Origin of the sequence: Sphingorhabdus sp. (genome assembly GCF_044357595.1) — a bacterium.
GTDB lineage: Bacteria > Pseudomonadota > Alphaproteobacteria > Sphingomonadales > Sphingomonadaceae > Sphingorhabdus_B.
Genome location: NZ_JBIKPH010000024.1, coordinates 1 through 21,946 on the forward strand (window position 1 = coordinate 1; position 21,946 = coordinate 21,946).

22 protein-coding genes, 1 tRNA gene and 1 pseudogene are annotated in these 21,946 nt (G+C 52.9%); 5 read left to right on the forward strand and 19 right to left on the reverse strand.

From position 1 onward, the window contains the following. The first annotated feature begins 56 nt into the window (after nucleotides 1-56). Both ACIQ2T_RS04505 and fdxA read left to right on the forward strand, forming a co-directional pair. The gene (locus ACIQ2T_RS04505; protein WP_397589773.1) at nucleotides 57-305 is read left to right on the forward strand and encodes an RNA-binding S4 domain-containing protein; all 249 of its coding nucleotides are present in this window, start codon (nucleotides 57-59) and stop codon (nucleotides 303-305) included. 106 nt (nucleotides 306-411) lie between these two features. Further along, nucleotides 412-750, forward strand: coding sequence for a ferredoxin FdxA (gene fdxA, locus ACIQ2T_RS04510; RefSeq protein ID WP_300037968.1), 339 nt, complete (start codon nucleotides 412-414; stop codon nucleotides 748-750). On the opposite strand, the gene ACIQ2T_RS04515 is transcribed toward fdxA, so the two are convergent. The 3 genes from ACIQ2T_RS04515 to lipB are packed head-to-tail and all read right to left on the reverse strand — an operon-like array spanning nucleotide 747 to nucleotide 3,034. Further along, nucleotides 747-1,997 carry an NADH:flavin oxidoreductase/NADH oxidase family protein gene (locus ACIQ2T_RS04515; RefSeq protein ID WP_397589774.1) on the reverse strand — a complete coding sequence of 417 codons (1,251 nt, stop codon included), beginning with the start codon at nucleotides 1,995-1,997 and terminating at the stop codon, nucleotides 747-749. The genes fdxA and ACIQ2T_RS04515 overlap by 4 nt on opposite strands. Nucleotides 1,998-2,035: 38 nt before the next feature. Further along, nucleotides 2,036-2,356, reverse strand: coding sequence for a hypothetical protein (locus ACIQ2T_RS04520; protein WP_397589775.1), 321 nt, complete (start codon nucleotides 2,354-2,356; stop codon nucleotides 2,036-2,038). Further along, nucleotides 2,357-3,034, reverse strand: a complete 678-nt coding sequence (gene lipB / locus ACIQ2T_RS04525; protein ID WP_397589776.1) for a lipoyl(octanoyl) transferase LipB — start codon at nucleotides 3,032-3,034, stop codon at nucleotides 2,357-2,359. It lies immediately after the preceding gene. A 79-nt stretch (nucleotides 3,035-3,113) separates the two neighbouring features. Here lipB and ACIQ2T_RS04530 point away from each other — a divergent pair, with 79 nt between their 5' ends. After that, complete coding sequence (locus tag ACIQ2T_RS04530) at nucleotides 3,114-3,857, forward strand: hypothetical protein (protein WP_397589777.1); 744 nt, start codon at nucleotides 3,114-3,116, stop codon at nucleotides 3,855-3,857. Here ACIQ2T_RS04530 and ACIQ2T_RS04535 read toward each other — a convergent pair. The 4 genes from ACIQ2T_RS04535 to ACIQ2T_RS04550 all read right to left on the reverse strand — a co-directional run bounded on the left by ACIQ2T_RS04535 (nucleotide 3,847) and on the right by ACIQ2T_RS04550 (nucleotide 6,704). Beyond that, a complete protein-coding gene (locus ACIQ2T_RS04535) occupies nucleotides 3,847-4,434 on the reverse strand; it encodes a GNAT family N-acetyltransferase (protein WP_397589778.1) in 588 nt (195 codons plus the stop codon). The two genes, ACIQ2T_RS04530 and ACIQ2T_RS04535, sit on opposite strands and share 11 nt — an antisense overlap. 6 nt (nucleotides 4,435-4,440) lie before the next feature. Then, the gene (gene hemF / locus ACIQ2T_RS04540) at nucleotides 4,441-5,298 is read right to left on the reverse strand and encodes an oxygen-dependent coproporphyrinogen oxidase (RefSeq protein WP_397589779.1); all 858 of its coding nucleotides are present in this window, start codon (nucleotides 5,296-5,298) and stop codon (nucleotides 4,441-4,443) included. Then, nucleotides 5,295-5,756, reverse strand: coding sequence for a tRNA (cytidine(34)-2'-O)-methyltransferase (locus tag ACIQ2T_RS04545; protein ID WP_315471463.1), 462 nt, complete (start codon nucleotides 5,754-5,756; stop codon nucleotides 5,295-5,297). The genes hemF and ACIQ2T_RS04545 overlap by 4 nt, the downstream gene beginning before the upstream one ends. A 414-nt stretch (nucleotides 5,757-6,170) precedes the next feature. After that, nucleotides 6,171-6,704 (reverse strand): EF-hand domain-containing protein, encoded by a 534-nt coding sequence (locus ACIQ2T_RS04550; RefSeq protein ID WP_397589780.1) that lies wholly within the window; start codon nucleotides 6,702-6,704, stop codon nucleotides 6,171-6,173. Between the two features lie 501 nt (nucleotides 6,705-7,205). Between ACIQ2T_RS04550 and ACIQ2T_RS04555 the strand changes: the two are divergent. Further along, nucleotides 7,206-7,351, forward strand: a pseudogene (locus ACIQ2T_RS04555) (IS481 family transposase); the annotation flags it as partial. Between the two features lie 152 nt (nucleotides 7,352-7,503). Here the strand turns inward: ACIQ2T_RS04555 and ACIQ2T_RS04560 are convergent. The 6 genes from ACIQ2T_RS04560 to ACIQ2T_RS04585 form a co-directional block, all read right to left on the reverse strand. After that, nucleotides 7,504-8,787, reverse strand: coding sequence for a serine hydrolase domain-containing protein (locus ACIQ2T_RS04560; RefSeq protein ID WP_397589781.1), 1,284 nt, complete (start codon nucleotides 8,785-8,787; stop codon nucleotides 7,504-7,506). Nucleotides 8,788-8,790: 3 nt separating this feature from the next. Beyond that, nucleotides 8,791-9,699 carry a 3-keto-5-aminohexanoate cleavage protein gene (locus ACIQ2T_RS04565; RefSeq protein ID WP_397589782.1) on the reverse strand — a complete coding sequence of 303 codons (909 nt, stop codon included), beginning with the start codon at nucleotides 9,697-9,699 and terminating at the stop codon, nucleotides 8,791-8,793. Between the two features lie 40 nt (nucleotides 9,700-9,739). After that, the gene (locus ACIQ2T_RS04570) at nucleotides 9,740-10,294 is read right to left on the reverse strand and encodes a cupin domain-containing protein (RefSeq protein WP_397589783.1); all 555 of its coding nucleotides are present in this window, start codon (nucleotides 10,292-10,294) and stop codon (nucleotides 9,740-9,742) included. Nucleotides 10,295-10,376: 82 nt separating this feature from the next. Beyond that, nucleotides 10,377-11,171 carry a glutathione S-transferase family protein gene (locus ACIQ2T_RS04575; protein WP_397589784.1) on the reverse strand — a complete coding sequence of 265 codons (795 nt, stop codon included), beginning with the start codon at nucleotides 11,169-11,171 and terminating at the stop codon, nucleotides 10,377-10,379. After that, entirely contained in the window at nucleotides 11,108-12,385 is a 1,278-nt protein-coding gene (locus tag ACIQ2T_RS04580; RefSeq protein ID WP_397589785.1) for an MFS transporter, read from the reverse strand. Before ACIQ2T_RS04580 ends, ACIQ2T_RS04575 begins: the two co-directional genes overlap by 64 nt. Before the next feature lie 239 nt (nucleotides 12,386-12,624). Then, on the reverse strand, nucleotides 12,625-14,844 hold the full coding sequence (locus ACIQ2T_RS04585) for a TonB-dependent receptor (protein ID WP_397589786.1): 2,220 nt from the start codon (nucleotides 14,842-14,844) through the stop codon (nucleotides 12,625-12,627). Between the two features lie 469 nt (nucleotides 14,845-15,313). On the opposite strand from ACIQ2T_RS04585, the gene ACIQ2T_RS04590 reads away from it, so the two are divergent. Then, the gene (locus tag ACIQ2T_RS04590; RefSeq protein WP_397589787.1) at nucleotides 15,314-16,543 is read left to right on the forward strand and encodes a TetR/AcrR family transcriptional regulator; all 1,230 of its coding nucleotides are present in this window, start codon (nucleotides 15,314-15,316) and stop codon (nucleotides 16,541-16,543) included. A gap of 849 nt (nucleotides 16,544-17,392) precedes the next feature. Here the strand turns inward: ACIQ2T_RS04590 and ACIQ2T_RS04595 are convergent. The 6 genes from ACIQ2T_RS04595 to ACIQ2T_RS04620 form a co-directional block, all read right to left on the reverse strand. Continuing rightward, on the reverse strand, nucleotides 17,393-18,922 hold the full coding sequence (locus ACIQ2T_RS04595; RefSeq protein ID WP_397589788.1) for an AAA family ATPase: 1,530 nt from the start codon (nucleotides 18,920-18,922) through the stop codon (nucleotides 17,393-17,395). Further along, nucleotides 18,919-19,584, reverse strand: coding sequence for a hypothetical protein (locus ACIQ2T_RS04600; RefSeq protein WP_397589789.1), 666 nt, complete (start codon nucleotides 19,582-19,584; stop codon nucleotides 18,919-18,921). The genes ACIQ2T_RS04595 and ACIQ2T_RS04600 overlap by 4 nt, the downstream gene beginning before the upstream one ends. A gap of 38 nt (nucleotides 19,585-19,622) precedes the next feature. Beyond that, the gene (locus tag ACIQ2T_RS04605; protein ID WP_397589790.1) at nucleotides 19,623-19,808 is read right to left on the reverse strand and encodes a helix-turn-helix domain-containing protein; all 186 of its coding nucleotides are present in this window, start codon (nucleotides 19,806-19,808) and stop codon (nucleotides 19,623-19,625) included. An 82-nt stretch (nucleotides 19,809-19,890) separates the two neighbouring features. Further along, a complete protein-coding gene (locus tag ACIQ2T_RS04610; protein WP_397589791.1) occupies nucleotides 19,891-20,388 on the reverse strand; it encodes a hypothetical protein in 498 nt (165 codons plus the stop codon). 1 nt (nucleotide 20,389) lies between these two features. Next, the gene (locus tag ACIQ2T_RS04615) at nucleotides 20,390-21,622 is read right to left on the reverse strand and encodes a tyrosine-type recombinase/integrase (RefSeq protein WP_397589792.1); all 1,233 of its coding nucleotides are present in this window, start codon (nucleotides 21,620-21,622) and stop codon (nucleotides 20,390-20,392) included. A gap of 197 nt (nucleotides 21,623-21,819) precedes the next feature. After that, nucleotides 21,820-21,893 (reverse strand) — tRNA-Gly (locus tag ACIQ2T_RS04620). Between the last annotated feature and the right edge of the window lie 53 nt (nucleotides 21,894-21,946).

Sequence of the window (21,946 nt, forward strand, 5' to 3'; positions counted from 1 at the left end):
TGGCGCTGCAGTTGGCGGCGCTTAAGGGCCTCAAGCTTTAGACGGTCGGGGCGACTTTGCGGATCGACAAGCTCCTTTTCTTTCTGCGCTTTGCCAAGAGCCGAACGCTTGCCCAAGGCTGGGCCGAGGCGGGGCATATCCGCGTCAATGGTCGCCGGGTTGAAAAGGCAAGCCTGCCGATCGTGACGGGGGATGTCATTACTATGCCGATTGGTGAAACGGTTGTGACCCTAAAGCTTCTTTCGATGCCCTTTCGGCGGGGTCCGGCGCCTGAGGCACAGCTTTGCTATCAACTGATAGACTAAAAATTGGCAGGCATTTGCATTCGGCCGTTGACTTCCCCCCGCGCCTCGCAATAGGCAGTCGGAGTAAAGTGGCTTTCGTAACGCCACCTATAGGAGAATTCCGTAAGTGACTTATGTTGTTACCGATGCCTGCATCCGCTGCAAATACATGGACTGCGTTGAAGTATGTCCGGTGGATTGCTTTTACGAAGGCGACAACATGCTCGTCATCAACCCCAATGAATGCATCGATTGCGGCGTTTGTGAACCAGAATGCCCCGCAGAAGCCATTTTGCCAGATACCGAAAGCGGTCTTGAGCAATGGCTTGAATTGAACGCCACCTACAGTGCCGAATGGCCGAATATCACCACTAGCCGTGAACCACCTGCCGATGCAGATGAGTTTAAGGGCGAAGAAGGCAAATTCGACAAATATTTCAGCGCTGATCCCGGCGAGGGCGACTAAGCTTTTTCGGCGCGGTGCGCCTTTAACCAGCTTTTTTGATAGCTTTCGACTTCACGAAGCGCGGCAAACACCGTGAGGTCGGATTGTACCCTGCCGGTGCGGCCAAGCGCGTATATCTGGCTGTAGAACCAATATTGTGTCGCAAAACCCTCTATGCCGCGTATCATCTTGAGCTTGCGCAAGGATGAAAGCCATTCGGGCAGCAGCTTCAACTGGTTTTCGACCTTAGGAAGCATAGCCATGCCGCCCAGCAGCCGCTTGGGCGCCTCGGGCATGACACATAATGGCCTGGCAAGGCCGATGACATCGGCGGCACCGTTACGCAGCGCTTGCTCCATAGCGGATGCACTACGGAAACCACCAGTCACCATCAGTGGTATTGTTAATTCGGCCTTCATCGCTTGCGCAAAATCAACAAAATAGGCCTCACGCGCGAGCGTGGTGTCCGCCACATTTTGCGTTTCTTCAACTTCCATGCCTTCAAGGCCCAGAAGTTTTGGCTGTTCATAGGTACCGCCGGAGATCTCGATGAGGTCGACGCCAGCTTCCTGCAACCAGCGGGCAACCTGAAGACTGTCTTCAAAGGCGAAACCGCCCCGCTGGAAATCGGCACTGTTCAATTTGACTGAAATCGGGAAGTCAGGCCCAACCAAAGTACGCACTGTATTCAGCGTGAACATCAGAAAGCGTGCGCGATTGACAAGGCTTCCGCCCCAACGGTCCGTGCGCTGGTTGGACCGTGGGCTCAAAAACTGCGAAATAAGATAGCCATGTGCGGCATGGATTTGGACGCCGGTGAAACCGCCATTTTTGCAGTGCAAAGCCGCCTGACCAAAACGGCCGATTAAGTTCAAAATTTCGTCTTCGGTGAGCGCGATTGGCATGCCAAATTGTCCGCCCGGCAGCCCCAATTTGACAGCGGAAGGCGCCTTGGGGTGCGGATTGACCGCGCGCATGGTTTGCCGTCCGGCGTGGCTAATTTGCGCCCAAAAATGGTTGCCATTGCGTGTTGCGGCCTTTGTCCACGCCTGAAGCGCATCCATCATCTCTTCGTCCGGCTGTCCGTCAAAAAAGACGTTACCGGGACGTTCCAGATGATTGGCATCAATATGGATATTGCCCGAGATATGCAGGCCAGCTCCGCCATCTGACCAAATACCATATAATCGCTGCAGTTCGGGTGTCGGACGACCCAATGGGTCAGCCAACCCCTCGGTCATCGCGGCCTTTGCGATACGGTTATTCAAAACCGCCCCGCATGGCATTTTCAAAGTGCTGTTTAGTCTCACTTTGGTTCGCTTGCTGTGTCGGGTATTGTGCTGCCAGCGGGTTCCGTTTCCGTCGGTGACGCTTTGGCGGCATCCGTCTTTGGTACTTCGGCCTTATCTGGTTCCGCAACCGCAGGCGCGGCATCAAGAGGCGCTTCGTCGGTCGATTCATCGGTGTTGATCATGTCGTCGCTGATCGTACCTTTCAGACTTTCGAGATTATCCATACGTGTTTCGGTGACTTGATTGTCTTCCTTGGAACTGCCGCAGGCGGACACCAGAAGCAGTAGGGCAAGGGCCGGCATTAGTCGGAAAAGGCGCATGATATCCTCGTTCATCTATTTCGGCGCGACCGTACAATTTCCGGTCGTTTTCGCAAGACTATTGAGAAAGCTTACAAAAGTGGCGCGTAATGCGGCGTCAAAATCTGCGAGCGTTGCCTCAATACCCAAAGCGGCAAGGCTCGTGACCGGATATTCGGATATACCGCATGGTACGATGCCCGAAAAATGGTTCAGATCGGGTGCGATATTTACCGCAAAGCCGTGCATCGTGACCCATTTGCGGATCCGCACGCCAATGGCACCAATTTTTGCCTCTTGGCCGTTTTTCGTGTCGCACCAAATACCCACGCGGCCTTCTGCGCGGCGCGCTTCTACTCCAAAATGCCCAAGGGCTTCGATTACCCAGCCTTCCAACGCATGGACGTAGCACCGCACATCTTTACCCCGATGCGCAAGGTCAAACATGACATATCCCACGCGCTGGCCAGGGCCATGGTAGGTGTACCGCCCGCCGCGTCCGGTGTCATAAACTGGAAACTGTTGGCTCAGCAGCTCGGCAGGGTCTGCACTCGTTCCGCTGGTGTACAAAGGCGGGTGTTCAAGCAGCCATACAAGCTCTCGCGCGCCGGTGTCGCGTATTGCTGCCTGCAACGCCTCCATCCGCGCGACCGCGTCTGGGTAATGCGTCAGGCCTTGGGAAACGTCCCAGTCGATATTGCCATCCAAAATCATGTAGCAGCCTTTAGCATGGCGCAAGCGGCTTGCCACCGCATATGTCTATCTCTACGCCCCAGCTATGCATACGAACAAAATGCCAAAGAAGCTTGATTACCGGACCGTGTGGTCTGACGCGCGTAATATGTTTGCTGCGGACAAAGACGCGATTGTTGCAATCGCCGGCTTCTTCATCTTTTTGACAGCTTGGATTTCTGGTTTTCTGGTGCCGCCATTGATGATCGACACTTTGGAAAATGCGGACACTGCAGTTGCGACACTCAGCAGCTATTTCGAGGTCAATTGGCCTATATTGCTGCCAAGCATGATGGTGACGATGTATGGTAGCTTGTCGCTCTATGTCCTGCTGTCGGGACGTACTTTGGCCAAAGTAGGGGACGCCCTTGGCGTCGCGGCGGCATTGTTTGTGCCCTATTTGGTGGCAAGCTTGATGGTGGGATGGGCCACATTGGCTGGATTTTTCCTCCTCGTGATACCCGGGCTTTATCTGTCAGGGCGGTTTGCATTGCTGCCTGCGGTGATCGCGGGGGATAGTCGCGTCGGTATGCATGCATCGGTCCTTCGCACTTGGAACGTCACGCGTAACTGTGGTTGGGCGATTTTGATATTGATGCTGTTTGTTGCGCTCGCAGTGCGCCTGGCATCCGGGATTGTGGGCGGCGCAGTTGATGCCGTTTCCCAATCCATCGCAGGCGAGGCGGGGATTCCGATCCTTCAGTCAGGCGTTAGCGCGCTCTTCGTCACTGTCGAGGCCGTGGCTTTCATCTTGATGCTCGCGGCCGTCAACCGTCAACTTTCGGCGCAAACACCTAATCAATAAGCGGGATATGCGGGGCTGCATCGCGCGGGATGAGGCCAGTGATGCGCGGGTCGGGGAAAGTTTCCAACTGTCGCTGGTAGGCGACGAAGCCCGATCTCTGATAAAAAGTGAGCGCATGCGGGCCGTCTAAGGTGCAGGTATGTATCCACAACCGTTGCATGTCAGCCTCTGCCCAAGCCATTTGCAGCGCCATCGCCATCAGCCATTTGCCATGCCCCTTGCCGGTGAGCTCTGGCACCAGGCCGAAAAAGGCAATTTCACATTGCTCAGGCAGCCGAAAGTCGAGTTCCAAAATGCCGACCTCAATTCCCCGCCGGTCGAGGACGGCCCAAATGCGCACCATTGGGTCATGAATGATCTGCAACAGATCGGCATCACTCAGCTCAAGCCGTGAGAACCAAAGCCATGGTTCACCAATGCGGCGATACAGCGTGCGGTACTTTTCTGCAGTCGGCGCTTGCCAGCGTTCCAGCCGCAGCTCCGACGCTGGCATAGCCCGCAGGGGCGGGCGGCTTGTCATTTCCAGCGATGTGACAATCGCACCAAGCTCGCCATTGGCAATCGGGCTATACACCATTGGGGATCAGTCCCACGCAACTTGCGGCGGAAGGCTCATCAATATGGCGTCCACATTACCGCCAGTCTTCAGGCCAAAGGTCGTGCCGCGGTCATATACCAGATTAAACTCGGCATAGAGGCCGCGCCACCGCAGTTGCGCCTGCTTTTCTTCCGCTGTGAACGGCTGGTTCATCCGGCGGCGGACAAGCTTTGGGAAGATGTCCAGAAAGGCATTGCCGACATCGCGGGTCAAAGCGAAATTTTGTTCAAACAAGGCATCGCTGGTGTTTTCGAGATGATCGTAAAATATGCCGCCCACGCCGCGATGGATATTGCGATGCGGAATCCAGAAATAATCCTCTGCCCATTTGCGATAGCGTTCATACACATCGGGGCCATAAGGCGCACAAGCAGCACGCAGCCGAGCATGGAAATCGGCAGTATCCTCTTCATAGGGGATCGGAGGGTTCAGGTCAGCGCCTCCGCCAAACCAGCTTTTCGTCGTAACAAGATAGCGGGTATTCATGTGGACGGCTGGCACATGCGGGTTCGCCATATGCGCAACCAAGCTGATTCCGGTAGCAAAGAAATTGGGGTCTTCCGCCGCGCCATGAATGGTTTTGGCAAATTCGGGGTTAAAACTGCCGCCTACGGTGGAGACGTTTACGCCGACTTTTTCGAAGACCTTGCCCTTCATCACGCCGCGTACGCCGCCGCCGCCGGGGGAGCCGTCATGATCATTGCGATCCCATGGCGTATATTCAAACGAAGCGTCCGAGCCTGCTTCGCGCTCAATGGCCTCAAACGCGGCGCATATTCTGTCACGCAGCGATTCGAAAGAGGTTCGTGCGGCCTGTTGGCGATGATCTAATATCAGGGTCATAGATTGGCTCTCGGAAATGCGTGGGTCTGTCGAAGACCTTCGGCAAGAGCGATGCCAGCCGATACGGAAATGTTCAAGGACCGAAATCCTGCGGCCATGGGGATGTATACCCGCGCATCGGCTCGTGTATGGACTTCGGGAGGCGCACCGCTGCTTTCGGACCCCATCAAAATAACGTCGTCAGGTTGAAACGCGAATTGGGGCAGGGGCGTAGATGCTTTGCTCGACATCAAGACGATCCGTGCGCCCTCCAATGAACCCAGAAAGGCGGTCCAATCGGGATGCCGCTGAATTTTCACATGGTCGATATAATCCATAGCGGAACGTTTCAGCGCGCGTTCGGAAAACGCAAAACCACATGGTTCGATAATGTCGCATGTCACGCCAAAACAAGCAGAGGTGCGCAAAACTGCGCCGACATTCCCGGCCATGTCCGGCTGATACAGCGCGATGCGCATGCGACACTCCTCACTAAAAACCTATCGTTCGGCAATTAGCGTGTATCGCGGCCGACCTACAAACGGTTATTGCGTTAAAAATGGAGCGCGCTGACAAGATGCAGTCGCGCGACACAGGGCTAAAATCGGAATACCAAAATAGCGGCACATAAAAAAATTAACCACGTCACTAAGTTTGTCGGATTAACTGCCGTATAATTGAATTAGGCCATAAGGTCATGATTTCGTCAACTTCAATGTTGTGACACTGGACCGTCAGAAATCATGGCCTCATTTGGCCCATTAAGCTGGGCTGCTTGTCAGCAATGCTTGAACATATCGGCTTCCGGATGCCGCCCACCCATCCAGCTCCGGAAGCCGGTACATCTCAATATGGGTACGAAGCCATAAGCGCGCGGGCGTTGCGCTCTAAACTTAGCGCATCTTGCGCGCGGCCTGACGTTCTTCAATTGAAATGCTGTCGTCTTGATTGGCATCTGCCTTACTAAAGCGTGCGTCAATCGCAGCGCGAAATTCTGATTGTGACACAGCCTTGTCCCCATTGATATCGGCGCGTGCCATCATGACCATGGCGCCCAAACGGCGAGGTTGGCGGCCTTCACGCATGCCCGCCCCGATGCGTTCCATTCGCTTTTTGCGTCGGTCTGCACGTCGCTCTGCGCCTGCTTCATGTATGGCCATAAACTCGCTCTGACTAATCGAGCCGTCACCATTGCTATCCATCTTCGCGAAATGCTTTGCCATCATGGCGGTCCGGTCGGCTGCGTTTAATGTGCCGTCACCATTTAGATCCATCTTGGCAAAGCGCGCATCTGCTGCTGCTATGGCTTCGGCCTTGGTGACAATGCGATTTCCGTCTGCATCGGCCTTAACTGGTGCCGCATGCAGCACCCCTGCGGAAGAAACAGAAAGGATCATTAGGCCAGCATAGATTGAGAGTTTATTCATCGTCATAGCTCCTTGTTGTCGCCCGCATACCTGCAGATTTCTGAATATCGAATGTATATGTCGTAACTGTTTGTCGAGACAATGGCTGCGTTGTCGCAAACTATATTAGTTTAGCGGTGCAAATAATGAGATGAAGTCAACACGAGCTGGAGCGGTAAGGGGAACCCAAAAATAGGTCAAAAGCCAAGCGAATGCTTTAAGTGGGTAAACTGTTTTTGAAATTGGCCCCCAATATGGCCCCCAATAGCTCTGGCTGCGAGCGAACGGAGGCGAGCAGTCGGGAGCTAGGCACCGACTGGCTCGCACCAAATAAGTACCCCCCCCCACCCCCTTCAAAATCGCTACCCAACGAGACCCCACCGGGGTGCCACCCCCCTATTCTGAGTTATGGGACCCACAGTTCCTTCTTACATATTATTTTGCTCGTCCGACGCAAATGTTTGCTAATTGATGCCCCCCATGCTGATGAGGCGCTGCCAGCTACGGCGCGTTCTTGGCCAAGAGGAGTTTTACCAACTCCTGTCATACAAAGGCGACGTCGATTTCGAAGCCAAACTCAGCGAATGGGAAACCTTCTAAAACTTCAGCAGACCACACGGTGCCTTCAATGGAAAAAACCCTATGAAGCCCTCAGAGAAAGGCTATAAACTAATCCAGCGATGTCCCGCTAGATCGTCAACCTTACACTAGGTACCACTGTCGCCTCACCCTATATGGTGCGAGAGATATGGGCGCTGCGAGGACTTTCGAGCAGTGCCGATAAATTCATAATCTACTCAACTCGCGAGGCAACCTGGCGTCAACCCTGTTCAATCGCCTGATAGGTCATTTGGTGCATACGGGCGCGTAGGCTAAGCACTTCGCCCGGCGAGGGAATGAGCTGGCTGAATGCCATACCGATCAAATTCTGAACTGGATCGATCCAGAAGGCCGTGCTGGCCCATCCGCCCCAGAAATATTCACCTTTGGAACCGGTGGTGCCGCTGGCAATCACATCCGTCACGACCCCGCCGCCAAAGCCAAATCCTGTGCCTCGAAACGAAAATGTGCCGACGCTTGGTAAGGGAGTGCTTCCGAATTTTGTACCCAGCTGGTTTGCTAATAACACCCTGACGCTGCTCGGACTAACAATACGCTCCCCATTGAGCGCGCCGCCATTGAGGAGCATCTGTGCGAATTTAAGATAATCACCTGCCGTACCAGCAAGCCCAGCTCCACCCGCAACCAGATCCGGTGGCCTGCCATAATCTCCACCATAGCTTAAGGTGGGCGTAAAACTGCCATCGGACTGACGAGCATAGAGCGTCGCCAAGCGATGCTGCTTGTCAGGGGGAACATGATAGTCTGTGTCGCTCATTCCGAGCGGTCTGAACAGACGCGCCCTTAGATATTCATCATAACTTTGGCCGCTGACGACTTCGATTAGTCGCGCGAGAACACTGAAGGATTCGCTGTAATGCCAAGCTGTGTTAGGCTCAGCGATCAGTGGAAGTTCGGAGAGCATATGCACATGATCGGCCAACGTCCGGCCGGACAACCGGGCGAGCACTTCGTTGATGTTTGCATCCTCGTACAATTTTGAAATAGCCGGAACGTCGGGGACCATGGAATATGTGAGGCCTGCAGTATGAGTAAGCAGGTTGCGGATTGTGATGGGCTTCCGGGCATCAACCAGTCCCTCTGGCGTCCATAACGTCATTGCCCTGAATTCGGGCAAGTAGTCTGCGATTGGATCATCGAGAAAGAAATGACCCTCCTCATAAGCGACCATTGTTGCTACGGCGGTGATCGGCTTGGTCATGGAATAGAGGCGGAAAATGGTATCGAAGCGCAGCTGCTGATCGCTCTCAACGTCCGCATGGCCCTGCACCGAATAATGAACAGTATGCCCGTGACGGGCAACCACTGTCAACAGCGAGGGAATCTGTCCCTGCTCTATGTAGCGATGCATGACGGGCGCGATACGTGCCAACCGCTCGGCCGAAATTCCGGTGGATTCTGGTGTCGCTGTCGGGAGGCCATATTTGGCTTGATCGTTCGCCATAGACACAGTGGAGACATCTACCCTTGAAGTCCGGTCCATTTTTTATTCTCCATTGATAGGCGCGTGTCTTCGCAGCGCCAATATCTCCCGCGTCTCGTCTGGGGTGGCGATGTCGCTACCCAAGTCTTCGATGATTCGCACCGCGCGCTCGACGAGCTGGCCGTTGGTGGCAAATACGCCTCGGTCGAGGTAGAGATTATCCTCCAGCCCAACTCTTACATTACCGCCGAGGATCATAGACTGCGCCGCCATTGGGAACTGCATCGGTCCAAGCCCGAACGCGCCCCAATGGGCCTCGCCCGCGATCAGGTCGCGCATGTAGATCATCGTCTCAGGCGTGGCCGGTGAGGCCCATTTTACGCCGAGCACGAATTGGTATATCGCCGGACCATCTACCAGCCCCTCCTCAACCAGTCGGTTGCCCAGCAAGATATCTCCAGGGTGAAAAACCTCCAATTCCGGTTTGACCCCGAGATCACGATAAATAGCAGCCATCTTGCGCAAAGTGCGCGGAGTATTGAGATAAACATATTCGATCGCGGGCGTTTCCCAGTTCATCGTCGTAATGTCGAGTGAAGCAATCTCGGGGAGGCAATCAGCAAGATGAGTAGTCCGCACTTGTGCGCTGACTACATCGCTTGCCGGCAAGGCGTGTCCCTCATTTTCAGGGTTGGGCAGAAAGAAGGCGCCATGGCCACAGGTGAGATTGATAACGATGTTAACACCCGCCTGACGGATGCGGTCGACCACTTCTCTGAAGAGAGCCGGATCGCGAGACGTCTCTCCAGTCTCGGGATTGCGTACATGTATATGGACAATTGCCGCACCAGCACTCGCCGCTTCGTAGACGGCATCGGCGATCTGGCTTGGCGTTATCGGAAAGTTTGGATGTTTGGGATTGACCACAGCGCCTCCGGTCACCGCACAAGTAACGATCACTTTTCTTTTCATTCTCGCCTCCGAGGATCAGTGTTCGAGTTCATCAATGACTTCAATCTGCAAACTGTTTGTCGATCAGGACAGCCACCAGAATAGCAGGCTCGTCTCCTTCACAGACCCATGCGTGGTTAGTCCCACGTTGCACAACAACATCTCCAGGTGAAAGCAGCCGCTCACCCTCATCGAGCACGAGACGGACCTGACCTTTGACAAGGATGATAAAATCTATGGTTGGTGTTAGATGCATGCCAGCGTGCCGTGTAGTATCGGGACGATGACCTGCGGCATTTACTGACCCGAAGGCATCCCGTGCAGCCTCTTCCAACTCTTCTGGCGATACATTTTCCTGTGAGGGTGTAACTGTGAACCATCGGATCTTAGTACCGCCTTGCGAAGGGCATAGACTCACAGCACCCTCACCATGGTCGCGTTCGTCGTGGCGTGATAGTTCGCCGCCTGTATCTGTCCAGATTTCGTAAAGACCGGCGCCAACTGAAAATTCATGCACCGCAGCAGGAGGGCCGTCAATGTGAACGACTGAACTACCCTTGGCATTAAGTCCGGTTATGATCCGTCGCAGCGGATAAACGATTTCTTCATTGTGCATGTATATTTCCTTGCATTTATAATCCACTAACACTTTCTCGAAACCTTATTTTCCAACAATATCATTTTATGACGCCCGACAATCATTGCGCCGCACTCGAAAGCATGATCCGGGCGCTAGGATAAAACGCGACGTCGAATGATGGTCGAGTTTTCACGTGCGCAAACCAATCCGTTACACGCGGTGCACCAGCCCACAAATAGGCTAGACCTATGTCTTCCATTCGAGTGATGAGAGGGATCAACATGACGTCCGCAAGGGTGAGCTGTCTTCCTAATAGCCAGGGACCGCCAGCTAGGGCAGCCTCCATACGCGATATGGTTTGAGACAGACGCTCCAAGGATGCATCATATTCGGCTTCGCTAAACTTTCCACCATGCAACTTTAAATAAAAATGCTTGCGTAAAGGGCGACGATCCGCCTGCGATCTCAACTCGTTATCACTCCATTGAGAGAGGGCTGAACTGAACAGGGTGTTGAAAGACGGAACGCGCACTGATGCAGTTGGTACTTCCTCAATATAGCGCATCCACGCGCGCACTATCGCCCTTCCGTGAGGACTATCGGGCATCAGCGCGGGCTTGGGATGAAGTTCTTCTAGATATTCGCAAATAACAGAAGATTCGATGACTATCCGTCCCTCATGGATAAGGGTCGGGACAACTCCATTGGCATTGAGCTTCAGATATTCCTGGGTCAGATGACCACCAGCAGCTAGGTCGACTTGGCGGTCTTCCCATTCAATACCCTTCTCGGCCATGCAAATGCGGACCTTCTGACTGCATGTTGAGTAGGACGTATTGTAAAGTATCATCACGACGCAGCTTGCCTTGAATCCAAAGGAAATCTCTCTGGAAAAGCAGGAAGAAAAAAGCATAATATAGAAGCGATGAACAGCAGGAGCGCGCTGCTTGTAAGCGCAAGGTCATAGTTTCCGAAGTTGTCGTAGATGCTCCCTGCGATAATGGAGCTTATGCCCCCGCCGATAGCAAAAAAACTATATTGTGCTCCGTAAATCTGACCATATGCGGGGAGGCCGAAATAGCGGCAAACCAGATAACCGATTAGATCAGTCTCTGCGCCCATGGCTAGGCCCAACGCGATGGCCGCGACCGTTGCCAACTTCAGGCCCCCGAAAGCCAGTGCCAGACAACCAATGGCTACACAGCTGAACAGCACGGCCGCCACCCTAGGTGCGAATAGGCGATCTATGAGAAAGCCCGTCACAACCCTGCCAGCTATAACCGACGCACCGAGCGTTGCTCCGAAAGCTCCGGCGGCCACCGGGCTTACCCCCGCGTCAAGCAAGAGCGGAATGAATGATATTATCAGACCACTCACCGCAAGCGCGATTAAAAAGAATATCAATCCGAGGATCCAAAAGATCCGGCCCTTTCGGGCTGCTGCAAAACTCAAGCCGGGCAGATTGGCCGAATAGCCCCTATCCATTGCTACCTTAGGTTCAGTAATTTCATGTTCGGCTGGATGATCACGTATCCAAAGCCAAACGATGGGTATCGCGGCTAAAATTGTTATTACAAGGCTCTGATATCCTGCTCGCCAACCATACTCGGCAACAAATGGCGAAAGTAACAAGGGCATGACCATTCCAGCCAGACCTGTGCCCGCCATTGATATACCAAGAGCAAGGCCGCGATTGCGGACGAACCACGCGCTCACGGCCCTTGTGAAGGCAACTGGCGACGAACCAAGTCCTAAGATAGTGAATGCGACGACGATAGCGTAATAAAGCGAGAGATCGCCATTCATTCGGCTCAGCGCAAATACGCATGCTGCATAAAGTGCTAATGATAAAGTCGCAACAAGGCGTAAACCGTAGCGATCAACTAGCCTTCCCACCAAAGGCGCGAAAATCGCCAATGTGATGACCGACAAAAAACTCGCCCCACCCAATTGGGCGCGTGTCCATCCGAATTCATCCTGTAGCGGCTTTATAAATATGCCACTCGAGTAATATAGCAACGACGAGATGCTAACGCTGATGCCAATGAAAGAAGCAAACAATATTTTCCCACCAGATCGAAATTCACTTAGTAAATCTGAAAATTCTAATTTTGATACTGTTTTCATTTTGTGCCCTTTGTCTGCTTATATTGCAAACTCCGTCATCTTTTTAATCTGGCAGTCGCGTTACGAAATAAATTGTAAGCTTTAAAATGCTTTGACCAACTTGTCTGGAGAAAACTCCCGTGTGTTCGGCTATTGATAATGATAAGCTTTAGTTTGTTCTGGTTTTAAATTGCACGGTTCTTGGACCCCGGTCAGATTCCGGGGTCCTTCCTTTGCTGTTTCTAATGACCATTTCCCAGTTAGAACTTGTAGCCAATTGTAACACCATAGGTGCGTGGAGGCAGGTAAGTCGTGTAAATAGGAACATTCTTGCCCGAGGCGTTTCGTTCGACTGCCACTAGATTGTCTGTGATATTCCTCACCCATGCGGCGACGCTAAACTTATCGGCCGAATCCTCGAAGGTGAGCCGAGCGTTAAAAAGACTGAAGGAACCCTGCGAGCGAAGATCGTCCTGGAATGGCGAAAAAAAGGTCTTGCCCTTATAGTTCCAATCACCACGCAACTTCGCAGAACCCCAACTCCCGACTGGAATCGTATAGGTCGCGCCTAGATTAGCGGCCCACTCCGGCGCGCTGGGCATCCTGTTGCCGGAAACATTGACCACAATGCTACCTTGGGTTCCATCGATCGCATCTGGGAAGGACACATACTTCGCGTCAAGATACGCAACATTGGCATCCAGAAAGAGGCGCTTCGTCGCGCGGGCTTGAAGTTCTAATTCGACACCTTTTATCCTAGCCGCGCCAGCATTTAAAACAAAATTTCCTTCAACCCCCGTCTGAGGGTTTAGGCGCCTTATGAATGACTGCAAATTCTTATAATCCATGTTGAAGATGGATACATTAGCAATCAGTCGTTTATCTAACAGTGAGCTCTTCACTCCAACTTCATAATTAGTTACCTTTTCCGGCTCATAAGCCTGGCCCTGCAGGACCGCGTTGTTGAATCCACCTGCTTTAAAACCACGACTGACTGTTGCGTACACATTGACCGCATCATTCACTTTATAAGTCAGTGCTGCTTTTGGTGTGAACGAGCTCCAATTGTCTGTCAGGTTTTCACGCAAAGTAACGGTCGGCAACTTGATCTGAGTATTGATGGACTTTTCTTCGTAGGAGTATCGGCCGCCAAGCGTGAGGGTTATACGATTTAGCAATGTATAGCTCGCCTCACCAAACATAGCATAAGCATCGCCATTCTGGTCGGAAGAGAATTTGATCAACACTGGTACGAACGTATCGGACGCGAATGAATCTTCAGCTCCGTAATAGTATCCTCCCAAGACCCATTTAAGATCACTCACTCCCTCGGAAGTCAGAACTAGCTCCTGGCTAGTATAGTTTCCATTCTCGGTATTATATTGCCATCCGGCGTTGGCTGTTGTGCCATCGAAATCAAGGGCATAGTTCAGGTCGTGACGCTGAAAGGACGTTAGCGATGTAAGCGTTGCTCCACCAATATCCCATTCCGCTTTTGCGGCTATACCCCTATGACGGTTACGTTCAAATATATCATTGTTCAAATTGACCGCTCTGCCACCTGGGGTCACGGCGCCGCCCAATGCTTGGCCGCCCAGAGGAACATTCGGGTCTCTCTTGGACTGGACTGCGATAAAGGAACTATTATCCGTTGCAAAGTCTGCAGCGAGGTCGAGTCGAAAGTTGTCGGTTGGTTCATAGCGCAGCTTGCCGCGCAAAGCGGCGACATCGAATTTGTCGTGACGCTCCCCATTGAATACATTTGGTGTGTAACCAGCATTGTCTCGTGTTTGGAATGCTAGGCGGCCCGATAATTTGTCCCCGATAATTGGACCACTGAAAAAGCCCTCCGTCTCAATCAAATTGTAATTACCTAACGTTGCACTGATGCCGGCCTGGGGTTCATCCGTAGGACCTTTTGTGATGATGTTAACTGCGCCTCCCGTGGCGTTGCGACCGTACAGCGTACCCTGAGGGCCTCGAAGGACTTCTACCCGCTCTACATCGAAAAAAGCTATTCGGCGCTCACGCCGATCTCCGAGATAGACCCCGTCCCGATTCATGGCGACACCGGACTCTGAAGTTCTTGCAGAAAAAGCTTCGCTGACACCCCGGATGGTTATCTTTGCTACGCCCGAAGCCGTTGTCACATGTACGCCTGCGGAGAGGAATTGCACATCGCGAACATCAACTGCTCCGCTTTCCTCCAACCGCTCCCCACTGAACGCATTGATAGACATTGGAATACTCTGCACGTTTTCCGCACGCTTCGTTGCCGTCACAATGATCTCACCGAGTTCTGTATAGGGACTGCTTGAGGGTTCGCGGGCATCTGCTGCATCACTCGAGGTCGCGCTGGTTGCCTCAGGGTTCGCGAGCGCAGCCTCCGCGACCCCAGTATAGGCCACAACGGCTCCAATCGCGCATGTTAACTGCAATGCAAACTTGGTCATTTTACCCTCCAATGCAAACTTGGTCATTTTGCTCTCCCCATTTGTCCAGTCGAATTGACATGGAGAAAAAGCAATTGCAACATTTTTTCGTTGTAAGGGTATTAATATTTTAAATCTAAATGAAATTATGTATATACAAGTTTGTTGTATATTATTGATTATACACGTTATTATGTAGTTTTTTTATTCCAATAAATTGTTGAAAAAAAAATAGCATATTTTTTGTATTTAAAGTATCTATCTTTTTATGAGCTTGGCACGACGCCGAAACTCGGAACTGGCGGAGTTCAAATGAACAGAAATCAAACGATTAACTCAGGTCAGAAACGGCAATGGCACCGAGCAGACCATCACTTGCGGTTCGGTCAATTCTTGGGCTATGGCCTTGGGATCTTGGGAAGATTGAAAGAGAAGCAATGACCGAATGGCCCATCGGGCTTTGCCTTACCTGGGGCTCCCTTCCGAGCAGAGCTCTACTCAAATGGTCGGTAGCTTCATGACAACTGAAGCATTACCGCAGGTGCGCCCGAGAACCGTAAAATATCTGAAGCGGCAAGAGGCTATCGTGCTGGCCGCTTCGCAGATCCTCAATCAGAAGGGTCTCAAGGGGATGTCCCTAGGCGACATCGGCGAACATTTGAAAATGACGCCGACGGGCGTCGCCTATTATTTCGCCAACAAAGAAGAATTAGCGGCAGCCTGCTTCCAGCGCTCGATCGAAACGTTCAATCACTTTATCGCCGATGCCGCGACAGAGCCCACAGTGATCGGGCGCCTCAAACGGCTGATCATTCTCGTTCTCAGCTTCCACAGAGACGTAGCCAGCGGCGAAATACCTGCGATCGCGCAGGCCGATGACATTCGGGCCCTTGGCGATCCAGAAGTTATTGGGGCTTATGTTGAAATGTTCAGACAAACCCGCGCGCTTTTCAGAAAGCCTGAGCTCGAACCAGCCCCGCGCTCGACCACAAATGCGCGCGTTCACTTTCTGGTGCAACAGTTTTGGTGGATGAACCTTTGGCTACCTCACTACCAACCTGAGGACTTCGAACGCATTACTGATAGGTTCATCGACATCATAATGAACGGCATAGGAGCACCGGGCCATCGCTGGGCGCCGGAGCTTTTGACCCTTCCCGAAACCAACGTCGGCGGACGCGAAGACCCGCACGAAGTCTTCCTTCGGGCTGCTACCCAATTAATCAATGAGCAGGGCTATCACGGCGCCTCGGTTGACCGCATTTCTGCACGTCTCGATGTTACGAAGGGGGCATTTTATCATCACATCGACGCTAAGGACGACTTGGTGGTGGTCTGTTTTCGCCGAACGACCGAGGTAGTGCGTCGCACTCAGGTAGCAGCCCAGAAGTTGCCCGTCGACGGCCATAGTCGCCTAGCGTCGGCTCTGAACTCCCTGATCGAACACCAACTACTGGGCGACGCGCCGCTTCTGAAGGGGGCCACGGTTTCTTTGCCGGTTGGGATCCGCCAGGATATCTTGAAAGACTATGAACGTAACGCAGTTCGATTTGGCTCGATGATTAGCGATGGGCAAGCCGATGGCTCGCTGCGCCTTGTCGATGTGCAGATCGCGGCTCAGATAACCGCGGCGGCGGTCAATGGCATGGGTGAGCTAACTTACTGGCTGCCCGGTGCACCCGAACAACACGCAGGGGAGAACTACCTGCGTCCGCTGTTTAACGGCCTGACCGCAGGCCTAGAATGACTACGAATTGTTTGATTCTTTTGAACGGGCCGATATCTACTTAAAGCGAGCCACATGAAAGGCGGGCGACTTATAATAATTCTGCCTTTGGTTCCGGACAGCAGCAAAGTGACCATTGTCATATACTTTGAGGCATACTGGACTGTTAATGTTTTTTACGGCGGTTGTCCGTCGCCAGAACATTTGGCAATAGTGGGTGCGTAAATTGGTGGTACATTGGCCTCATCTGTTGTGTTGATATTCTGCGGCAAGCCTACGGCGATGCTGGCGCCCCTGTTTATTGGTATTGCTTGATCCTTTCACGTTGTTTGATGATAGCTTTTGCCAAACACAACGGTGCTTTTAGTTTTAGGTGGACGGTGCGGATGGCTTTCGACCCCGCCACTTAGGCCCCGTGGCTAGCCCTAAGGCAAATGATAGTGCCTCAAGCTCTCTTAGTTCTAGAAGTTTAGCACTATGTGCGCGCCTCTCGACGCGCGACTGACCGGCTCCGCGATGGTTCCAGTGGGCGATGCCCTTCTTAACTCTCTTGTGGCTTCCGTGCGAGGTGCAGGTTCTGCAACCCGTCACAGCTAATTTCTTACAACGGTCCCCACGGGCGCGGCAGATGGCCTTGCACCTACGTGCTGTTCCGTTGGCCACATTAGGTAACATTTTGACATACCCCAAGCCCAGACATGGGCGAGGACGAGGGAAAGACCGAGGGCATTTTTATATTCCCCTTACCCACGAATGAGTTGGACCGAAAAGACCGAAAGAGAAGAAAGGGACCTTTCGGTCCAGCGGACCGAGACCGAAAAGACCGGGCCCCCTTAAGGGGCCGGTCTACGGTCAACTTGATTTTGGTTTTTACAACCATAACCATTCCTCCCCATCATTATCCAGCCCACGCCGCAGATGGGCACTTTCAACCAACCCTTGCATCGCTTCTCGTGCGCGTTGCTTACGCCGCTTAACTTCAATGCCAACCATAGCCTCCGCAGCTGCATCGACCGCATCCTCAAACAGTAAGCACTGGACCTGTGACCCGGCCCCAGCCATACCCAAAGTAGACGACGTGCTAAGTGCACTGCGAATAGCAGCAAGCGCAGACTTTTGGTTCTTGCCCGTAGGTGGCGGCTGACGGAATAATGCACCTGTATCAGGCCCAACAGCGCAGCTTGTTATAGGGTCGCCATCCGCATCCTTACCGAGGTCGATAACATTTAACTGGAACGCCACACGCTTCCCGTCTTCGCCGTCTTTCACTTTTGCTGCGGACCATGTGCGACCCACAGCGTTACGTTCAACCTCGATAGCGCCATCTAGCGCAGCGTAGAGCGAACTGTGCCCCCTGAGGCCCTTGGAGGCGTCCTTGCCGGTGTGGTGTACTATCAGAACCAAACCACCTGTAATCTCCTGTAGGCGCTTCATACCGGCCAGCATGCGCCCCATGTCCTGACTAGAGTTTTCATCAAGCCCCGGCGCTGCCCGGTTAAGCGTGTCAATGATCACCACGCCCCCCTTGGGGAGGCTCGAGCCAAGGTCTTCGACCTGCTGGTGGTCAGCCAGTTCAAACGGCTGTGCTATGGCTTTAAAGTTTGGCGGTATGTTGACGTTGTTATGGACTTCCCATGCCTCAACGCGATTACGCAGACTGGCCTCACTCTCCAGTATCACATAGGTCACAGCACAAGCGAAAACGCGGTTACCGAACCATTTGTTACCCAATGCGATAGATATCCCGGCGTCAATGCCCAGATACGACTTACCGGACCCACTTGGCCCGTACAGGGCAGCTATGCCGGTTTCTGGAAGTAGATATTTTATGCGCCAGCGCAGCGGTGGCTGCGCCATGATCGCATTGCGGTCGAGTAAGTTAAAGCAGTTACTGGCAGGGTTGGACGGCAGCAAAGTGGCGGGCGGCAATGAAGGTGTGTTTGCCTGCTGCCAACCAAAGTACTGCGCCAACTTGTAAACCGAACCTATCGTAACAGGGTTTGGGTGCGATGGGTCATAACCGGCCCAAGCTTTATCGAAGCCACTGCCATCAAGATAACGTGGACTTTGTTTGGACCAGTTGCGCACCAAGTCTTCACCCGCTGGACCAAACTCGCGCCTGACAGCGAAAACAACACCAAGCCAATACTCATTGGACGGCGTGCCGTCTGGGTTAAAGATAGAACCAGAGCCCCGGAGGGCGTCTGGTGAAACGTGTTTAAGCGCCTCCCCTAGCTTCAGGAGATCTGAGTCGATGCCCTTCTGTATGATGGCGGCTAGCGGTGACGGGCGCGCTGTGGAAGCAAGACTAGGACTACCCGCTATGCCTTTGGGTGTTGGCATAGCGGGAGTTAAATCTGCCACCGCCTGCTTAAGCGCAGATGCTGACAGCGGCTTCACTCGACGATACTCGCCATCTGATATTCGCGATCTTCGGTTTCCAAGCCCTTGCGGGCAACCGTGCCGGGCACTTTGGTTATGCGCGAAGCATTGTAAACACCGGTATCGATTTTGATGTCCGCCGTGTCATGCTGTCGTGCAAGGCTGAGAAGAAAACTCCGACAATTTGCTTTCGTACCCGCATCGTTCGGCAAGTCATCCAAAGGAAAGTAGATGTGCATCCCGTTGCCAGAGCAAACCGACATCGGTTCTAAGTCTTTATCAAAGAAATACGGTTTCTCGATGTTGTGAAACCCAAACTTATAAATATCGTCCCGTTCTTCGTCAGTAGCTGGCTGGTTAGTTACAGCCCGGTCAATGTCTACAAGCAGCAACCGACGGCATTTGATGTCTGCATCTTTGACCGCAAGCCCGTTATGTTCATCGCCAGCAAAGGCCGTATTGATAGGGTTCATCACGATGTAGATATTGTACCCAAGGCGATTAAGCTGAAGTGCGGCCTCCTCAAAAGCCTTTTGACGGTCAACTAAGTTCGGATATGTCGCCGCATTGAACGTGATGTTTTTCACAGCCTTACTGGCTGGCACACCTTTTGGCCAAATGGCCCGCAAAGAAATTGGCGCGTCTTGGTCAATCTTGAAGATCGTCCACATTTTTGACATGGCAGCCTGCTGCCGCGCTAGAGTTGGCCGGAACATCATTACGCTACCTCCCCGTTAAGAAGGGTGTGCAGGCTTTCCGCGGGGATGATCGTGCGACCACCAACGCGGATGGCCTTTAAACGACCAGACTTAATGTGAGTGTAGAGCGTCGTGCGTCCTAAGCTTGAAACGCTGCAAGCGTCCTTGACTGAGTACGCAAGTGGGCGTGTGTAACTGTTATCCATGTTTATACTCCATATGACCAAAAGTGATCGTTTGAGTACAATGGGACAGGTTCGATTGCGCTACAAAGTAGGCAAATTGAGATTATAAGTCATTGTTTTTATGTCTATAATGCAGGTTATATAGATCTAACCATGACAGCTCCTTACCCCTGCGAGTATATTTGCTCCGCTTAAGCTCTGGTGCCGCTTTCATAGCTGCGTTCTTGAGGTGCTTGATCTTCTTGGCCTGCTGAAAGACCTCAAGCCCTTCGATCAGGGCATTGTCCTCTTGTCGCAAACGCCAATTACGGCGCGCATTTTGATTACCCGCTGCCGGCTCGAACACCGGATCGGTAAGCCCAATGTCCAAGTCCCCCAGCGCCTTAACTAGTCCAGACAACAGCGCGGACACAGGATGCTCCGCTTCGACGAGAGTTCCATCCTCTAGTTCCCCTTCCTTAGTAGCAAGTGGGGCGCTAAGATGAATGTCCAGAACGTAAAGTAAAGCAATCAAGTTGGATCGCGTGAACTCCGCGCCGTTTGGTGCGGCGGTAAGCGCTCGCAAGTCGCCTAAAAGAGCATCATATTCGGTATCAGCCATCTTAAACTGCTTCCCGTTCCGGAAATTGCACAATGTCGGCACCCTTACGAAGCTGGTCGAGGTAGTCACTCCACCACTGTGCCATCTCAACGCGCTCCTTCCAGTGCGTACCGCGATCGTATGCTGCACGTACCTTATCGGTATCGCGGTGAGACAGTGCCCGCTCGATGGCGTCAGGATGCCATTTCCCGCTTTCATTCAGCAAGGTAGAAGCCATCGCCCTAAAGCCGTGTGCAGTCATCTCATTGCTGCTGTAGCCAAGCCGCCGGAGCGCAGCATTAATTGTGTTTTCGCTCATTGGGCGTGAGCCTGTGCGAATGGATGGAAAGACATAGCCAGCCGGACCCGAAGCTACATGCACTTCCCGCAATAAGGCGACCGACTGCCGTGACAAGGGTACATGATGGGCTTTGCCCATTTTCATCTTGCTTGCTGGGATAACCCATAGCCCGGCATCTAAATCAATTTCCTTCCATTCAGCATGGCGCAACTCACCCGGGCGGACGTACACATGGGGAGCAAGTTGCATCGCCAGTCGCGAGAGTCCTTGGCCTTCATAGCCATCAATCGCACGCAGTAACTCGCCAACACTTTTTGCGTCGGTGATTGCTGCATAGTGCGTCACTGTCGGCGCCGTCAGGGCGCCTCGCAGATCGCGTGTGGGGTCAGAACTCAGGCGCGCTGTTGACACTGCATAGCGAAAAACAGCGCTGGCCAGTTGTAAGGTGCGACGGGCGCTCTCTAGGTTGCCTTTACCCTCAATCTTGCGAAGGGCGAGTAAAACATCCTCTGGTTCAATTTTTGCAATCGGTATTGAACCCAAGGCAGGTGTAAGAAGAGAAAGGAGATACTCGCTACGCACTGCGGTGGCCGGTGCCCATGCCTTGGAACCGTCACGCCTGCGTTTTTGGCAGTATTCCCCTGAAAGGCCAGAAAAAGTATTGTCCGCTGCTAGCTTGGCGCGGGTCTTATTGCGCTGTTTTTCGCGGGATGGGTCTTTGCCAACGGCAATCTGCTCACGTGCTTCGTCGCGGGTTTTGCGAGCATCCGCCAAGCTCACTTCTGGGTACCTGCCAATACCTAGTTTCTTCTCTCGCCCGTCTACTCGGTACTTTAGACGCCACAGTTTACCGCCAGTCGGCTGGACCAGTAGGTACATGCCGAGCGAGTCGCCGAGTTTGTAGGGCCTAACCCCCGGCTTTGCGTTTCTAATTGCAACGTCAGTAAGCGCCATTTTACTCACCATTCCTCACAAGTGGCCCCCATTTCGGGGGCGTCTTAAGAAGTCAATTCACTTTGGCCCCCAAAATAGCCCCCAAAGCGGTACGAGTGTTCCCGAACGAGGGCGAACGCTGTCAGCCATTTAACGCCTTAATACTGTGAATATGTGGTAGTTGTCTAGCCCTGCACGAACGTTTACGAACGGGAAGTTGGAGCGGGTAAGGGGAATCGAACCCCTCTAGCTAGCTTGGAAGGCTAGTGCATTACCACTATGCTATACCCGCGACGGACCAAGTGGCCGTTGGAAGCGCAGCTATTGCCATTATCCGGCGCAAGC

Excerpts from the sequence above, each read along its gene's own strand:
- ACIQ2T_RS04520 (WP_397589775.1), bottom strand. The coding sequence starts at position 2,356 with ATGAACGAGGATATCATGCGCCTTTTCCGACTAATGCCGGCCCTTGCC.
- lipB (WP_397589776.1), bottom strand. The coding sequence starts at position 3,034 with ATGATTTTGGATGGCAATATCGACTGGGACGTTTCCCAAGGCCTGACG.
- ACIQ2T_RS04530 (WP_397589777.1), top strand. The coding sequence starts at position 3,114 with ATGCCAAAGAAGCTTGATTACCGGACCGTGTGGTCTGACGCGCGTAAT.
- ACIQ2T_RS04535 (WP_397589778.1), bottom strand. The coding sequence starts at position 4,434 with ATGGTGTATAGCCCGATTGCCAATGGCGAGCTTGGTGCGATTGTCACA.
- hemF (WP_397589779.1), bottom strand. The coding sequence starts at position 5,298 with ATGACCCTGATATTAGATCATCGCCAACAGGCCGCACGAACCTCTTTC.
- ACIQ2T_RS04545 (WP_315471463.1), bottom strand. The coding sequence starts at position 5,756 with ATGCGCATCGCGCTGTATCAGCCGGACATGGCCGGGAATGTCGGCGCA.
- ACIQ2T_RS04550 (WP_397589780.1), bottom strand. The coding sequence starts at position 6,704 with ATGAATAAACTCTCAATCTATGCTGGCCTAATGATCCTTTCTGTTTCT.
- ACIQ2T_RS04560 (WP_397589781.1), bottom strand. The coding sequence starts at position 8,787 with ATGGACCGGACTTCAAGGGTAGATGTCTCCACTGTGTCTATGGCGAAC.
- ACIQ2T_RS04565 (WP_397589782.1), bottom strand. The coding sequence starts at position 9,699 with ATGAAAAGAAAAGTGATCGTTACTTGTGCGGTGACCGGAGGCGCTGTG.
- ACIQ2T_RS04570 (WP_397589783.1), bottom strand. The coding sequence starts at position 10,294 with ATGCACAATGAAGAAATCGTTTATCCGCTGCGACGGATCATAACCGGA.
- ACIQ2T_RS04575 (WP_397589784.1), bottom strand. The coding sequence starts at position 11,171 with ATGCTTTTTTCTTCCTGCTTTTCCAGAGAGATTTCCTTTGGATTCAAG.
- ACIQ2T_RS04580 (WP_397589785.1), bottom strand. The coding sequence starts at position 12,385 with ATGAAAACAGTATCAAAATTAGAATTTTCAGATTTACTAAGTGAATTT.
- ACIQ2T_RS04585 (WP_397589786.1), bottom strand. The coding sequence starts at position 14,844 with ATGACCAAGTTTGCATTGGAGGGTAAAATGACCAAGTTTGCATTGCAG.
- ACIQ2T_RS04590 (WP_397589787.1), top strand. The coding sequence starts at position 15,314 with ATGACAACTGAAGCATTACCGCAGGTGCGCCCGAGAACCGTAAAATAT.
- ACIQ2T_RS04600 (WP_397589789.1), bottom strand. The coding sequence starts at position 19,584 with ATGTCAAAAATGTGGACGATCTTCAAGATTGACCAAGACGCGCCAATT.
- ACIQ2T_RS04605 (WP_397589790.1), bottom strand. The coding sequence starts at position 19,808 with ATGGATAACAGTTACACACGCCCACTTGCGTACTCAGTCAAGGACGCT.
- ACIQ2T_RS04610 (WP_397589791.1), bottom strand. The coding sequence starts at position 20,388 with ATGGCTGATACCGAATATGATGCTCTTTTAGGCGACTTGCGAGCGCTT.
- ACIQ2T_RS04615 (WP_397589792.1), bottom strand. The coding sequence starts at position 21,622 with ATGGCGCTTACTGACGTTGCAATTAGAAACGCAAAGCCGGGGGTTAGG.